At 62.0% G+C, this 13015-nt stretch carries 14 protein-coding genes; 3 read left to right on the top strand and 11 right to left on the bottom strand.

Features of this window, described 5'->3' with window-relative positions; all coding sequences use genetic code 11:
* Positions 1-20 precede the first annotated feature (20 nt).
* Both V3587_RS00250 and V3587_RS00255 read right to left on the bottom strand, forming a co-directional pair.
* Entirely contained in the window at positions 21-908 is an 888-nt protein-coding gene (locus V3587_RS00250; RefSeq protein WP_065351495.1) for a ScbA/BarX family gamma-butyrolactone biosynthesis protein, read from the bottom strand.
* A gap of 168 nt (positions 909-1076) precedes the next feature.
* Positions 1077-1736: a helix-turn-helix transcriptional regulator gene (locus tag V3587_RS00255; RefSeq protein WP_283375988.1), complete on the bottom strand. Its 660-nt coding sequence runs from the start codon at positions 1734-1736 to the stop codon at positions 1077-1079.
* A gap of 517 nt (positions 1737-2253) precedes the next feature.
* Here V3587_RS00255 and V3587_RS00260 point away from each other — a divergent pair.
* Positions 2254-3753 (top strand): flavin-containing monooxygenase, encoded by a 1500-nt coding sequence (locus V3587_RS00260; RefSeq protein ID WP_003940522.1) that lies wholly within the window; start codon positions 2254-2256, stop codon positions 3751-3753.
* 82 nt (positions 3754-3835) lie between these two features.
* Here the strand turns inward: V3587_RS00260 and V3587_RS00265 are convergent, their stop codons facing one another.
* Positions 3836-4306 carry a hypothetical protein gene (locus V3587_RS00265; protein WP_283375989.1) on the bottom strand — a complete coding sequence of 157 codons (471 nt, stop codon included), beginning with the start codon at positions 4304-4306 and terminating at the stop codon, positions 3836-3838.
* Positions 4307-4383: 77 nt separating this feature from the next.
* Between V3587_RS00265 and lexA the strand changes: the two genes are divergently transcribed.
* Positions 4384-5073 carry a transcriptional repressor LexA gene (gene lexA, locus V3587_RS00270; RefSeq protein WP_174519486.1) on the top strand — a complete coding sequence of 230 codons (690 nt, stop codon included), beginning with the start codon at positions 4384-4386 and terminating at the stop codon, positions 5071-5073.
* 13 nt (positions 5074-5086) lie between these two features.
* Here the strand turns inward: lexA and V3587_RS00275 are convergent, their stop codons facing one another.
* The 4 genes from V3587_RS00275 to V3587_RS00290 are packed head-to-tail and all read right to left on the bottom strand — an operon-like array spanning position 5087 to position 8443.
* A complete protein-coding gene (locus V3587_RS00275) occupies positions 5087-5500 on the bottom strand; it encodes a (R)-mandelonitrile lyase (protein ID WP_007729736.1) in 414 nt (137 codons plus the stop codon).
* A gap of 29 nt (positions 5501-5529) precedes the next feature.
* Positions 5530-5916 (bottom strand): DUF2255 family protein, encoded by a 387-nt coding sequence (locus V3587_RS00280; protein ID WP_007729735.1) that lies wholly within the window; start codon positions 5914-5916, stop codon positions 5530-5532.
* Positions 5891-7363 carry an MFS transporter gene (locus tag V3587_RS00285; RefSeq protein WP_042447232.1) on the bottom strand — a complete coding sequence of 491 codons (1473 nt, stop codon included), beginning with the start codon at positions 7361-7363 and terminating at the stop codon, positions 5891-5893. The genes V3587_RS00280 and V3587_RS00285 overlap by 26 nt, the downstream gene beginning before the upstream one ends.
* 42 nt (positions 7364-7405) lie before the next feature.
* Positions 7406-8443 (bottom strand): zinc-dependent alcohol dehydrogenase family protein, encoded by a 1038-nt coding sequence (locus V3587_RS00290; protein ID WP_075834558.1) that lies wholly within the window; start codon positions 8441-8443, stop codon positions 7406-7408.
* A gap of 167 nt (positions 8444-8610) precedes the next feature.
* Here V3587_RS00290 and V3587_RS00295 point away from each other — a divergent pair, with 167 nt between their 5' ends.
* Positions 8611-9495 (top strand): helix-turn-helix transcriptional regulator, encoded by an 885-nt coding sequence (locus V3587_RS00295; protein ID WP_218679947.1) that lies wholly within the window; start codon positions 8611-8613, stop codon positions 9493-9495.
* A gap of 27 nt (positions 9496-9522) precedes the next feature.
* Here the strand turns inward: V3587_RS00295 and V3587_RS00300 are convergent, their stop codons facing one another.
* The 4 genes from V3587_RS00300 to V3587_RS00315 all read right to left on the bottom strand — a co-directional run bounded on the left by V3587_RS00300 (position 9523) and on the right by V3587_RS00315 (position 12984).
* A complete protein-coding gene (locus tag V3587_RS00300) occupies positions 9523-10665 on the bottom strand; it encodes a GGDEF domain-containing protein (RefSeq protein WP_064687805.1) in 1143 nt (380 codons plus the stop codon).
* A gap of 118 nt (positions 10666-10783) precedes the next feature.
* A complete protein-coding gene (locus V3587_RS00305) occupies positions 10784-11248 on the bottom strand; it encodes an RrF2 family transcriptional regulator (protein WP_063315611.1) in 465 nt (154 codons plus the stop codon).
* 62 nt (positions 11249-11310) lie between these two features.
* Positions 11311-12060, bottom strand: coding sequence for an SDR family oxidoreductase (locus V3587_RS00310; protein WP_099697090.1), 750 nt, complete (start codon positions 12058-12060; stop codon positions 11311-11313).
* 75 nt (positions 12061-12135) lie between these two features.
* Positions 12136-12984, bottom strand: a complete 849-nt coding sequence (locus V3587_RS00315; RefSeq protein ID WP_030536489.1) for an LLM class F420-dependent oxidoreductase — start codon at positions 12982-12984, stop codon at positions 12136-12138.
* Positions 12985-13015: the final 31 nt, after the last annotated feature.

Raw genomic sequence — 13015 nt, forward strand, 5'->3', positions numbered from 1 at the left:
AAGAACGTGTTCGTTCCCTCTCATGATTGGTCCGCAACTGTAATTTCGAGTTCCGCGGTGGTTTCCAGTTCTTGAGTGAACCGAACTCGGTGCACATGGCCCGACGCGTCAAGGGGGATCGTTGACACCTCGCACGGCGTTTCCCATTCAGTGAACCTCGGAAAGACCGCCGAGAGTGAGGCGATCTTTGTTGCTGGGTTGCCGATGTGAAATCGGAGCGCTTGTCGGGCGGCCTCGAAAAGAATCATTCCTGGGATGTGGTCGACGGGGTGGTCGAAAAGGGAGTGGTTGCGCGGATCGGGAGCGCAGAACATCGCGTGCCGAGCAGGATCAGTGCTGATGAGCACATCTCCATCGGTTAGGCGTCCGACTCGCTCCGATCCGACCACCGCGGCTCCGGAAGGAAGGATGCGTCGGCTCGGGCGGTGGTCTTCTCGTCCTTGCCGAATTCGACGGTATCCCTCGGGGCTGACTCCTCGCGCAACAGCGTTGCATCTGGCGACGTGCCGGTTGCCCTCGCTGAGGATCCCCGACACTTCGACCCCCGAAACCGCTCCGTCGCGATGAGTGAGGTTGTCCACTGTCATCGAGAAACTCAACGGCTCCGCGACTGATTGCACGTCGAGCGCGTCCAGCATCTCGAAGCTGAACGTTTCCATGACGAACTTGTAGTGCAGTGGAATCTCGTATCGGGTGTGGCACAGAAGCACCACTGCCTGTCGAAATGCTTCTGCCACCCCGAGCGGATCGTGTTGCTCGCTCGATACGTCGAATATCCGGTGCGAGACCGGGAGTTGCACAGCAACCTGGTACGCCGAGTCCGATTCGATCCGGTAGTCCGTCAAGAAAACCTCGGCAACAGCATGTCTGTGGACAAGATGCCGCGGCACTGTGCGTGTGTATTCCATTGATTGAATGCACCTTTCGATGTTCACTCGTGTCTTCGGTGTCGTGTAGGACCTAATATTCGACGTCCGGGCGCGTCATCGAATCGTCAAAATTGACGATCTTTTCGAAGGTCCAGTTCGATCAGGGGCGGCACCCCATCTCAGCGAGTGTGTCTGGGGCACTTCCTGCTAGAAGCGTCCGATCCGAAGTTCCAGTGGGTGTTTGCGTGCGTCGTGACCAGAGCGGCGGAGCATCGCGCATGCCTCCAGCTGGGAATGCACCCCCAGTTGTTGCAGGATGCTTCGGATGTGGGCGCGAACCGTGGTCGGTGCGATGTGGGCGGTTCGAGCAATCGAGTCGACATTCGAGCCTCCGTAGAGAAGGCCCACGATCTCGAACTCGCGATCGGTGAGACTGCTGATTCGTGCGAATTCTTCGGTGCGCAACCGGATGCGTTGTACGAGCGAGGACTTGTCGTGTGCAGACCGAGCGGAGTTGGGGTTGATCGCGGCCTGCAGCTCATCGAGCAGGGATGCGAATGGCAGTTGAGAGTTGAGCACGGCGTGGGCGCCCGCTGCGAGCCCCCGAATCATGGAGTTGCCGCTACTGAGATCGCCGACCAGGACCGATCCCTCGAGCGCGGAGAGCTCCTTCACCTGCCAATCGACGCCCCCGAGTGGTAGGAGAACGAGCGCTCTACCGTGATCGCTGGTGTGATGCCTTAACAGGCTCATGTCTGCGGTTTGTGGCTCGGAATAAGCCCTGGCGCTGATTCCGGCAGCGATTGCATTGGCGAACTCTCGATCGCTATGAGTGGTGTACAGGGTGACTGTGCTGGAGAGTGTCATAGCGACTACATCTCCGGTGGAGGTCCACTCCGCCCGCTCTCTTCGCTGCGGAACCAAAACCGTTGCTTTCAGCGTGGTTTCGTCAGCAGGTTAGCTATCGCAGTGACCTTTCCGCTGATGCGCACGAAGGTTACGGCGATATCGCAGTTGCCCGTCCTCCCATGGAAACTCGCGCGTTCGACACCTGATCGTGGACCTTCGAATTATGCTAGGGCGCTGAATATTTGGGCGATGAGTATCCCGCGTAGACGAGCCATTAGGCGTTCCGTCGACGACGTGAACGACTCCCCAATGGCTCGAGGCATTCAGGCGTCTCGATCGAGTTTCCGCGAGGCCGGTGCGTCGCGCCTCAATGTTCCGTACGCGGCCGGGTCGAGATATTGACTGTTACCGTCAGTTGCACATACCCTGTTCATTGGCGCTGACCTTAGGGAACCCGGCCTGAACCGGCCGATCGTTCTCGGTCACTGCCGACGCCAGAAGTAGCTTCGCGACGACCGACGAAACGAGTTTCCTCATGACACAGCATGTCGACGTACTGATCATCGGCGCTGGCTTGTCCGGAATCGGCGCGGCTTGCCACCTCATTCGTGAGCAGACCGGAAGCACTTACGCGATCCTCGAACGCCGCGAGAACATCGGTGGCACCTGGGACCTGTTCAAGTATCCCGGCATCCGTTCGGATTCCGACATGCTCACCTTCGGATTCGGTTTCCGTCCGTGGATCGGAACCAAAGTGCTCGCAGACGGCGCCAGTATCCGTGACTACGTCGAGGAAACCGCCAAGGAATACGGCGTCACCGACCACATCAACTTCGGCCGCAAGGTCGTGGCAATGGACTTCGATCGCGCGACTGCACAGTGGTCCGTGACCGTCCTGGTCGAGGCGACGGGGGAGACCGAGACGTGGACCGCGAACGTCCTCGTCGGCGCCTGTGGTTACTACAACTACGACAAGGGATACCGCCCCGCCTTCCCCGGTGAGGACGACTTCCGCGGTCAGATCGTGCACCCGCAGCACTGGCCGGAGGATCTCGATTACACCGGAAAGAAGGTAGTGGTCATCGGTTCCGGTGCCACCGCGATCACCCTGATCCCGTCGATGGCCCCCACCGCCGGTCACGTCACCATGCTGCAGCGCTCGCCCACGTGGATCCAGGCGCTGCCGTCCGAGGACCCTGTTGCCAAGGGTCTCAAGCTTGCGCGCGTTCCCGACCAGATCGCTTACAAGATCGGTCGAGCCCGCAATATCGCACTGCAACGCGCCAGCTTTCAGCTCTCACGCACCAATCCGAAGCTGGCGAAGAAGCTGTTCCTCACCCAGATCCGCTTGCAACTCGGCAAGAACGTGGACCTGCGTCACTTCACCCCCAACTACAACCCGTGGGATCAGCGCCTGTGCGTGGTTCCCAACGGGGACCTGTTCAAGGTGCTCAAGAGCGGCAAGGCCGACATCGTCACCGACCGTATCGCCACGTTCACCGAGAAGGGCATCGTGACCGAGTCGGGCCGCGAAATCGAGGCCGACGTCATCGTCACGGCGACCGGCTTGAACGTACAGATCCTGGGCGGGGCGACCATGAGCATCGACGGCGAGCCCGTCAAGCTCAACGAGACGGTCGCCTACAAGAGCGTGCTCTACTCCGACATCCCGAACTTCCTGATGATCCTCGGCTACACCAACGCATCCTGGACGCTCAAGGCCGACCTGGCCGCGTCCTATCTGTGTCGCGTACTCAAGATCATGCGTAAGCGCGACTACACGACTTTCGAGGTTCACGCCGAACCTGAGGACTTCGCCGAAGAATCTCTCATGGGCGGAGCCCTGACCTCGGGCTACATCCAGCGCGGCGACGGAGAAATGCCGCGTCAGGGTGCCCGCGGTGCGTGGAAAGTGGTCAACAATTACTACCGCGACCGCAAGCTGATGCACGACGCCGAGATCGAAGACGGTGTGCTGCAGTTCAGCAAGGTCGATATTGCTGTCGTGCCTGATAGCAAGGTCGCCAGCGCATAGTCGGCTCCACCGGGGGATGGACCGGTCGTACCAGTGGGGACGTCGGAGAATGTGCTGGAGATGTTGCGTCGACGTACCCGCGTCACGGGGTTTCCGATCGGTGAGTTCGCTTCCGTAATCGTCGGTTGTGCACCACCACGGGAAGAACATAGGTAGCGACCATGATCACGGCGAGTAGTCCGAGATAGAGATATGGCCAGGTCCATCCCGCTGCTCGTATGGCCAGCAACGATCCGCCCATGATCAAGGGCATCCCGGCCCCGGCGAGCAGGTCGACGTCACGGGGCGAGACGGGTGGGGTTCCGAGCAGAGGTACGCGGCTGCACGAGTTTTCTCTGATCGTGCGCATCACTGACATGCAGTAGAGGGCGGCGCCGGCGATCGCGATCGCCGCGCCAAGTGCAACTTCGACGACGCCGGTTCTCGCGGACATCAATGCGTAGGCAAACACACCCACCGTTCCCAAAGTGACCGGTGCCGACTTCCAGATCGGCGTCGACTTATGGGTGTCGGCGGGAACACTGACCGGGCGCATCGGTTCGAGAGGCTCCATCAGCTCAGCGTGCCATGCGCCGCTCGGGAAACAAACTGCCTGTGCCGTTTCTGGCAGACTCCGACTGCCTGGCCTGGATGTCGGGACCCCTCACTACGATTCTCATCGTGACCGATTACGACGATCTCGACATGTTCGGTGGCCTCGACGCCTCCTCCCTGCCGCTCCGCCAGCAGCAGATTCTGATGACCATCCGGGATCTCGTGGCTGCCAACGGGTGCACGCCGAGCACACGGCAGATCGGAGACGCGGTTGGTCTGCGCTCGACATCGACGGTGTCCAAGCACCTCAAGAGTCTCGAAGAGAAGGGCTTCCTCCGTAGGGGAGCGGCCATGGCTCGGCAGTTGGACGTGCGGCCGTTCCTCGTAGGCGCGAAGGAACAGTCGTCGTCGAATACGGTGACGGTTCCGGTCGTCGGTGACATCGCGGCCGGCGCGCCGATCCTCGCGGAGGAGCACGCCGACGAGGTGCTTGCGCTTCCTCGCGAGCTCGTCGGCTCCGGCACGGTGTTCGGACTTCGGGTGCGTGGTGAGTCGATGGTCGACGCAGCGATCTGTGACGGTGACGTCGTCGTGGTGCGCCGCCAGGACGAAGCTCATTCCGGTGAGATCGTCGCCGCGATGATCGACGGCGAGGCCACGGTGAAGGTGCTCCGGCGTCGCGACGGTCACGTGTACCTCGAGCCTCGCAATCCCGCATACAGCGTCATCGACGGCGATCGCGCGGTCATCCTGGGCAAAGTTGTTTCCGTGATGCGCCGTATCTGAGAGGTGTCCGGTCTCAACGACGTTTGGCGCGGGGACCGCCGTATTCCTCATCGGTGACTTTGTCGCCCCATGTAGTTTCGGTGCCTCCGTCGCCGGGTCCTTCCCACAGTGCGAGGTGGCTCATGAAACGGTCGGGTGCCGCGCCGTGCCAGTGTTCCTCTCCCGCTGGGGTGTAGACGGTCTCACCCGGGTGGACTTCGACGATCTCGCCGCCGCGAGCTTGAACCAGCGCGGTACCGGAGACGATGTGGAGGGTCTGTCCGACTGCATGGGAGTGCCAGTCGGTTCGCGCGCACGGTGCAAAGCGAACCATGTTGGCGCGCATCCTCGACGGCTCCTGGCCGGCGTAGATGACGTCCCACCAGACGTCGCCGGTGAACCAGTCGCTGGGTGCTTTGCTGGTGGGCTGGGGCTTCAAGATTTCCATGAGGTCTCCTCGGAATCGAAAGGGGCGGTTCAGTTCTGCGTCAGCGGAACAAGTCGAATGGTGTTGGGTGCGGCGGCGCGGCCGGTGACGGAGCCGACGATCTGCGGGCCGTAGCGGTCGTATTTGGTGTGATAGGCGGAGTCGATCGACGAGTGGGCATCGGGTGCGGCGGACTCGAACGCCACGTCCCGCTCGATTCCTCCTGCTCGGATTCGGCCCGTTCCACTTGCCGTTGCTCGGACGAACCACGGGTTGTCGGTTCCGTAGGCCGAGCGAACGTACAGTTGGTTGTCGGTACGGACAACCCAAATCGTGACGTACGGCCTTGCGGTTCCGTCTCGGCGGTACGAGGAGACCTGCAACTCCTCGGCGTCGCCGATCTTGGTCAGTTCAGCCTCGGTCCACGAGTGCGACATCTCGGCTTCCTTTCTCCTGGTCGAATTGCTTTGCGGTACTTCGCGTTCTCGTAGCCGGGACGATCAGTGCGAGGACGATGACGAGACAAGCGGCGAGCAGGGCGGTGCCTGCGGTGAGAGCCGTTGATACGTGATCGGTGAGTGCCGTTGTAGCGTCGTCGGCAGAGGATCCGGCGCCCGCGGAGACTGCGACGAGGATGCCGAGTCCGAGAGCACTGCCCAGTTGATGTGCAGTGTTGACCAATCCTGATGCGGCACCGGCATCTTCGGCCTGTACCCCGGAGATGCCAGCAGAAGTCAGTGGGGCGAAAGCCAACCCCTGTCCGGCGCCGATCAAGATCATCGGAAGTGCTATCGCAGTGAGGTACGTGCTGCCGGGATGGACCAGACTGAGCCACGCCATCCCGGCTAGGGTGACGGCAATGCCAACCGACAGAATTGCGGAATTTCCGAATCGCGGTGTCAGTCGCGGAATAAGCATCGCCACAGCAAAATTGACGATCGTCATCGGGAAGAAGGCGATGCCTGCTTGGAACGCGCTGAAGCCCATGACGCCTTGGAGTAGCTGAGTCGTGAAGTAGAAGAATCCGATCATGGCACCCAGATAGAGCATTCGGGCGGCGTACGCCCCGGATCGCTCCCGGCTACGGAACAACCTCAGTGGCATGATCGGCTGCTCCGCTCTCGCTTCGTTGAGGAAGAGCAAGGTCAGTAGTATCGCCCCGGCCGCCAGTGTCGCAACGGTGATCGGTGAGGTCCACCCCGCTTCGGCCGAGTTGACGGTGCCGAAGACGAGCGCGGTCATCCCGAGTGTGGCGAGAACAGCGCCGGCCACATCGAAACGTCCGGAGTTGGGCTCGGTTTCCGGAATGAACCGGGGAGCGAGAGCGATCATCGCGATACCGATCGGAACGTTGATGAAAAAGCCTGCGCGCCAAGACACCCAGTCGGCAAGGGCGCCGCCGATCACGAGTCCGAGGCTGGCGCCTATTCCCGCAGCAGCGCCGTACCAGGCAACAGCGCGCGTTCGCTCCGGGCCGGGCGGGAAACTGGCGGTCAGCAGTGACAGCGACGCCGGGGCGACCACTGCTGCTCCGACGCCTTGGAGAGCGCGCGCTGCGATGAGCCACCAACCGTTCGGCGCGACCCCGACGAGAAACGACGCAATCGCGAAAATCGCGAGACCGGCCACGAATACGCGACGACGGCCGAAGATGTCCCCGAGACGAGCACCCAGCAGGAGAAGCCCGCCGAACACCAGGGTGTAGGCGTCCTGGACCCAGGACAGCCCGGTTGCCGAGTAACCCATGCTGCTTTGGATGCTGGGTAGCCCGGTGAAGATGATCGAATTGTCGAGCAGGATCATGAAATAGCTGATCAGAATGATCGCCAGGATCGCGGTGGGATTGATGCGACCGGCAACAGGACGGGTGGCAATGTGGGTCACGCGCATCTTCTTCGCAAGTGGTGGACTTTCGCAAGTGGTGGACTACGGGCGGACGAGGACCTTCAACGATTCACGGGAGTCCATGGCTCGGTAGCCTTCCGCTACGTCGTCGAGTCCGACGGTGTGGTCGAAGACCTTGCCCGGCTCGATCTTTCCATCGAGCACATCCGGCATCAGCTCTTCGATGTACGCGCGCACCGGGGCCGGTCCACCGGTGAGTGTGATGTTGGGTCCGAAGAGTGTCCCGAATCCGATTGGAGCTTCTTCGTATTGGGGTACTCCGACTCGGCTGATGATGCCGCCCGGTCGGACAACTCCGAGCGACTGCTCGTAGGCAGGCATGTGACCTACCGCTTCGAGGACGACATGAGTGCCGTCGCCTCCGGTCAGTTCGCGGACTTTCTCGATGCCCTCGTCTCCACGTTCGGCAACCACGTCGGTGGCTCCGAACTCGAGACCGAGATCCGTGCGGGTCTTGTGGCGCCCCATGAGGATGATGCGCTCGGCGCCGAGGCGTTTGGCGGAGAGCACTGCCATCAGCCCCACGGCTCCATCGCCGATGACCGTGACCGTCGTGCGTTGGTTGACGCCACCCTTGACCGCCGCGTGATAGCCGGTGCCGAAGACGTCGGAGAGTGTGAGCAGTGACGGTAGGAGTTCGGAATCCTCACCGACCGGCGCCTTGACCAGGGTGCCGTCTGCCAACGGCACTCGGATGGCCTCTGCCTGACCGCCTCCGATCCCGTTTCCGGCCCAGAATCCACCGTGTCGGCAAGACGTCTGCAAGCCTTCGCGGCAGAAGTCGCACGTCCCGTCGGACCAGGCGAAGGGGGCGATGACGAAGTCGCCCTTCTTCAACGTGGACACCTCGCGACCGGTCTCTTCCACCACTCCGACAAATTCGTGGCCCATCGGGGAACCACCGGGCGTGGCCGGCATGTTGTGGTACGGGTGCAGGTCAGAGCCGCAAACGCACGCCCTGACGACCCGCACGATCGCGTCCGTCGGCTGCTGCAGTGCCGGATCGGGCACGGTCTCGACTCGAACGTCTCCGGCGCCGTACATGATGGTTGCTCGCATGGTGTCCCCTCTTGCTTCTGGTGTCGCGTGCTTCGAAGTCGACGTTTCGGCGTGGACCGGTCGACTGCAATCAGTCAACGCCACGCCTCGCGGGCGCGGGAGTGTCTGTTGTTCCAGGTAACGGCAGTACCTCCCTCGGTCTTCTCCGCTCGAGTAACGTGAACTGCATGGACAACCGAGCCGAGATCCGCGAATTCCTCAGCTCCCGTCGTGCTCGCATCACACCCGAGCAGGCAGGGCTGCCGGCCTACGGCGGAAACCGTCGCGTCAAGGGGTTGCGCCGTGAGGAAGTCGCTCTGCTCGCCGGTGTGAGCATCGACTACTACGTGCGCATGGAACGCGGAAATCTGGCGGGAGCGTCGGACTCGGTGCTCGAAAGCCTTTCCCGAGCACTGCAACTCGACGAAGCCGAAACTGCCCACTTGTACGACCTCGCGAAGGCCGCCAGTGCAGGCGCACCGAGTAGAAAGCGGCCCGCCCCCAAGGGCGTGAGCCCGGCGATTCAGCAGATACTCGACGCCATCACCGACGCGCCGGCGTGGGTACGTAATGCCAGGCACGACATGCTGGCGGCCAATCGTATGGCGCGCGCGTTGTATTCGCCGGTGTTGGCCGATCCACGTAGGCCGGCGAACAACGCCCGGTTCGTGTACCTGGACCCGGCATCGCAGGACTTCTTCGTGGATTGGGACCGCGCGGCAGACGACATCGCCGCGATGCTCCGCTCGGAAGCGGGGCGCAATCCTCATGACAAGGCGTTGACCGAGCTCATCGGTGAACTTGCCACTCGCAGTGAGGTATTCCGCACCCGGTGGGCGAAACACAATGTGCGCTTTCATCGGACGGGATTCAAGAAGGTTCGTCACCCCGTCGTCGGAGACCTGGAGCTGAACTTCGAGGCGATGGAACTGCCGTCCAATCCCGGGCTGACACTGCTGGTCTACACCGCGGCGCCGGGGACGCCCACGGCTGACGCACTCAAACTCTTGGCGAGTTGGGCGGCAACCCAGGATCAGCTGGATCCGGCGAACGACAGCGAAGCGGCGCTCTGAATTCGATCGACAGGTAATCGTGTCGATTCAGCTCAGATGCGTTACTGCCCAAGCTACCTGGTCTCCACCTCGTCGTTTCGCCCGATACATCGCGTTGTCGGCATCGGCAAGAATCCGATCGATGGTTCCCGAAGCGTCCGGGATTGTCGAGGACAGCCACACGCTGGCTCCGACGCTCACGGAAATCGACTGCCGGCCGGCGGGCCGCGATATCGAATTGTGAATGTCCACCACGGTTTGTTCGATGCGACGTGGCTCCACGGGCATGAGAATCACGAACTCGTCGCCGCCAGTCCGCGCAACCAGCCCGACCTCTCCGACCACCGAGTTCAGGCGCCGGCCGACTGTCACCAGCATCCGATCGCCTTCCGCGTGACCCAGTTTGTCGTTGACGCTCTTGAACGAATCGACATCGATCACCACCGCAAGGACTACGTGTCCTTGGAGTTCGCCGACACCGAACAACTGTTGCCAGACATTGTGCAGCCCACGTCGATTCAGTGCAGCGGTGAGTGGATCGCGCCAAGAGTGTCGTGCGTCGTCGGTCAAATACAGGACGAGGAAATGCACGGTCATCGAAGCTGAAGCGATAACACACCCGATGACGAATCCAGTGGACACCGACAGCGAAGAGTCGGTATCCGGATCGGTTACAGCTCGAATTGTCAGTAGCGCAACGACGAACAGCGCGCCGGTGATCTGTGCTGTGACTATTCGAGGGCTGTGGAATACCGACGAATAGTTCGCGACGACCACGAACAGAACGGTGCCGGTCAATGCCAGGAAGCTCGAATGGATTCCGGCGAGAAGTATCAAGGACAAGCAGATATTGGTGAGCGAAACGAAACGAACGGATTGATGGTGACTCGGCCAAGACCGTCCGAGTGACCAGCGAATCATGCAGTAGAGCGCGATCAGGCATGCTGCGCCCGCCGCGAGCCGTTCAGGGAGTTCGGTTGCGCCACCCTTCACGAATTGAGCCAGTACGGCGAGTGCCACGAACACAGCACACCAAAAGGTGACGACCACCCTGGCTGTCCCCAACATCGATCGAGCAGCCAGGAACCTCGGGAACCATTCGCCGTCGTACGCAAGAGACCACCAGCGACTCAACAGTCCAGTTGTTTGACGAATGTTCTGCCCCAACCCCGCAGCGCCACTGACTCCCATGAAACCCCCTCCGAGATCTTGCGAAAATTCCCGGAAGATTCTTCGTCAAGATTTGATCCCCGAACAAGGTACCCGATAGTTGAACGATGGATTGCCGTCTCGTGGGGTGTGGGCTGCTCTAGGGTGTGATCGGTGTGGTCAGGATCTTTCTGAGTGCCGGAAGGTCCAGGGTTGCAGCAAGATCTGCAATAGTGACCCCCGACAGCGATGCGCGCCAGGCTTTTTCGGCGTCGGCCATGACCTTGGCGATTCCGCAGGCGGAACGGCACTGCTCCGGTGGAGCGGCGAGGATTCCTTGCTGTCGAATCTCCGTGCACCGGAACGCAGGTTCGGTGCCGTCAACGGCCTGTACGACGTCGAGAACGGTGATCTTCTCGGGAGCCCGGGTGAGAACGTACCCGCCGTCTCGGCCCTCGGTCGGATTGACCAGGTCGGCGTGCGCGAGCGCTCGCAGATGCTTCGCCAGGTATGTCTTCGACACCCCGTGAAGTTCGGCGAGTCTGGCTGTGGGTACCGGCCCCTCGGACTGGCTCAGAACCACGCAGCAGTGGAGTGACCACTCCACGCCTCCGGAAAGCTTCATGATTGGACTCTATCGACGCCGCGGAAAGCGGTGCGGGCCGGACGTCGCTCGAGTTGTCGACGTCAGGCCTTCTCGGCAAGCCACGCGTCGTATGTTGTCGGCGCGATCCATGCATCTGCACCGGGCGTCGGGGTCAGTGCCGAGTTGTCGAGTTTCGCGCCGAAGTAGCCGGCTTCGGGATCGGAGATAACCGAACGCTTGTCGCCGGTGACGAGGAACAAGCGCCGGACCAGTTCGTCGATGCCCAGCGGTTCGGGTCCGGCAATCTCGACCGTGCCGTTTTGCGGCGCGCCGGTCACTACCTCGGCGACGTGGGACACGACGTCTCGAGACGCGATGGGTTGCAGATGTCCCGGCGTTGCGTGGACGGCGCCGTCGGTGGTTCCCGCGTCGGCGATTCCGGCGACGAACTCGAAGAATTGGGTCGATCGGACGATCGTGTAGGGGGTCGGGCCCGCTTTGACCAGGTCTTCCTGGGCGACCTTGGCTCGCATGTACCCGGAATCGGGCAGTCGATCGGCACCCACGATGGACAGTATGACGTGGTGCCCGACGCCTGCCTTCTCTTCCGCGGCGAGGATGTGGCCGGTTCCGTCGCGGAAGAAGGCCAAGACGTCGTCGTCCGACCACGAAGGGGAATTGGTCAGATCCACGACGACGTCGGCACTCTCGACTGCCTCGGCGATACCTGCGCCGGTGGTGATGTCGATCCCGTCGCCGCGACCGAGCGCCTTCACGTCGTGCCCGGCGTCAGCGAGCTTGGCGGCGACCTGGCTTCCGATGAGTCCGCTTCCGAAAATGACGATCTTCATGTTTTTCTCCTTTACTCGGATAAGTAGTGTCCAAGTATACTCGGACACTACTTATCCAAGTCAAGGGTTGCCCGGTCAGTCGAAGAGTTCGGCGGCCAGTGCTTCGTAGGTCGCGATCGGATCACCTTCGGCGGGAAGTGCTTGGATCGCAACGTGATCGGCACCCGCCGCGACATGCTCCCGAAGTCGATCCGCGATGGACTTCGCGGTACCCCGCGCAACCAGGGCGTCGATGACGCGATCGTTCCCCTCGTTGGCCAACTCTTCGGGCGCAAAACCGAGGCGCTCGAGATTGCTCGTGTAGTTGCGCAGATACAGATACGGGTTGGCGACGGCGGGGCGACCGATTGCTCTGGCCTTCTCCGGATCGGTTTCCAGGACAACCTTGTGCTCGGGGGCCAGGATCTTCGAAGGGCCGAGGATTTCGCGAGCTTCGGCCGTGTGTTCGGGGGTGGTCAGGTACGGATGCGCGCCGGCGGCGCGAGCGGCGGACAGTTTCAACACCTTCGGCCCCAGTGCGGCGAGGACGCGCCGCGATTCCGGGACCTGGGCCGCGTCGAGTTCGTCGAGGTACGACACGAGTGAGGCGTACGGCTTGGTGTAGTCGCCGGTAGCCTCCGGATGTCCGACGCCTACGCCGAGCAGGAATCGACCCGGGTGCGCGGCTTCGAGTCGGTGATAGGACTCCGCCACCTCAGCCGCAGGTGAGGACCAGATGTTGACGATTCCGGTTGCCACGGTGATGTGCTCGGTCGCGTCGAGAAGTTTCTCGGCGATCCGTAGATCGGCGCGTGGGGAGCCGCCGATCCAGATGGTGCCGAAACCGAGTTTCTCGATCGCAGTTCCCAGCTCGGGCGGCAAACCAGCCGCTCCTCGCCAGATTCCGTAGGTTCCCAGGTCAGGTGTTTTCGTAGTCTCCGTCACAGCGGGTGCAACTCGGCTGCTGCCGGGATCT

This window comes from Rhodococcus sp. IEGM 1306, assembly GCF_036541985.1.
GTDB lineage: Bacteria > Actinomycetota > Actinomycetes > Mycobacteriales > Mycobacteriaceae > Rhodococcus_F > Rhodococcus_F qingshengii.

Coding starts and splice junctions, on each gene's coding strand:
- V3587_RS00295 (WP_218679947.1), top strand. CDS start 8,611: ATGGACAACCGAGCCGAGATCCGCGAATTCCTCAGCTCCCGTCGTGCT.
- V3587_RS00265 (WP_283375989.1), bottom strand. CDS start 4,306: ATGGAGCCTCTCGAACCGATGCGCCCGGTCAGTGTTCCCGCCGACACC.
- V3587_RS00310 (WP_099697090.1), bottom strand. CDS start 12,060: ATGAAGATCGTCATTTTCGGAAGCGGACTCATCGGAAGCCAGGTCGCC.
- V3587_RS00290 (WP_075834558.1), bottom strand. CDS start 8,443: ATGCGAGCAACCATCATGTACGGCGCCGGAGACGTTCGAGTCGAGACC.
- lexA (WP_174519486.1), top strand. CDS start 4,384: ATGTCGGGACCCCTCACTACGATTCTCATCGTGACCGATTACGACGAT.
- V3587_RS00275 (WP_007729736.1), bottom strand. CDS start 5,500: ATGGAAATCTTGAAGCCCCAGCCCACCAGCAAAGCACCCAGCGACTGG.
- V3587_RS00300 (WP_064687805.1), bottom strand. CDS start 10,665: ATGGGAGTCAGTGGCGCTGCGGGGTTGGGGCAGAACATTCGTCAAACA.
- V3587_RS00260 (WP_003940522.1), top strand. CDS start 2,254: ATGACACAGCATGTCGACGTACTGATCATCGGCGCTGGCTTGTCCGGA.
- V3587_RS00250 (WP_065351495.1), bottom strand. CDS start 908: ATGGAATACACACGCACAGTGCCGCGGCATCTTGTCCACAGACATGCT.
- V3587_RS00255 (WP_283375988.1), bottom strand. CDS start 1,736: ATGACACTCTCCAGCACAGTCACCCTGTACACCACTCATAGCGATCGA.
- V3587_RS00280 (WP_007729735.1), bottom strand. CDS start 5,916: ATGTCGCACTCGTGGACCGAGGCTGAACTGACCAAGATCGGCGACGCC.
- V3587_RS00305 (WP_063315611.1), bottom strand. CDS start 11,248: ATGAAGCTTTCCGGAGGCGTGGAGTGGTCACTCCACTGCTGCGTGGTT.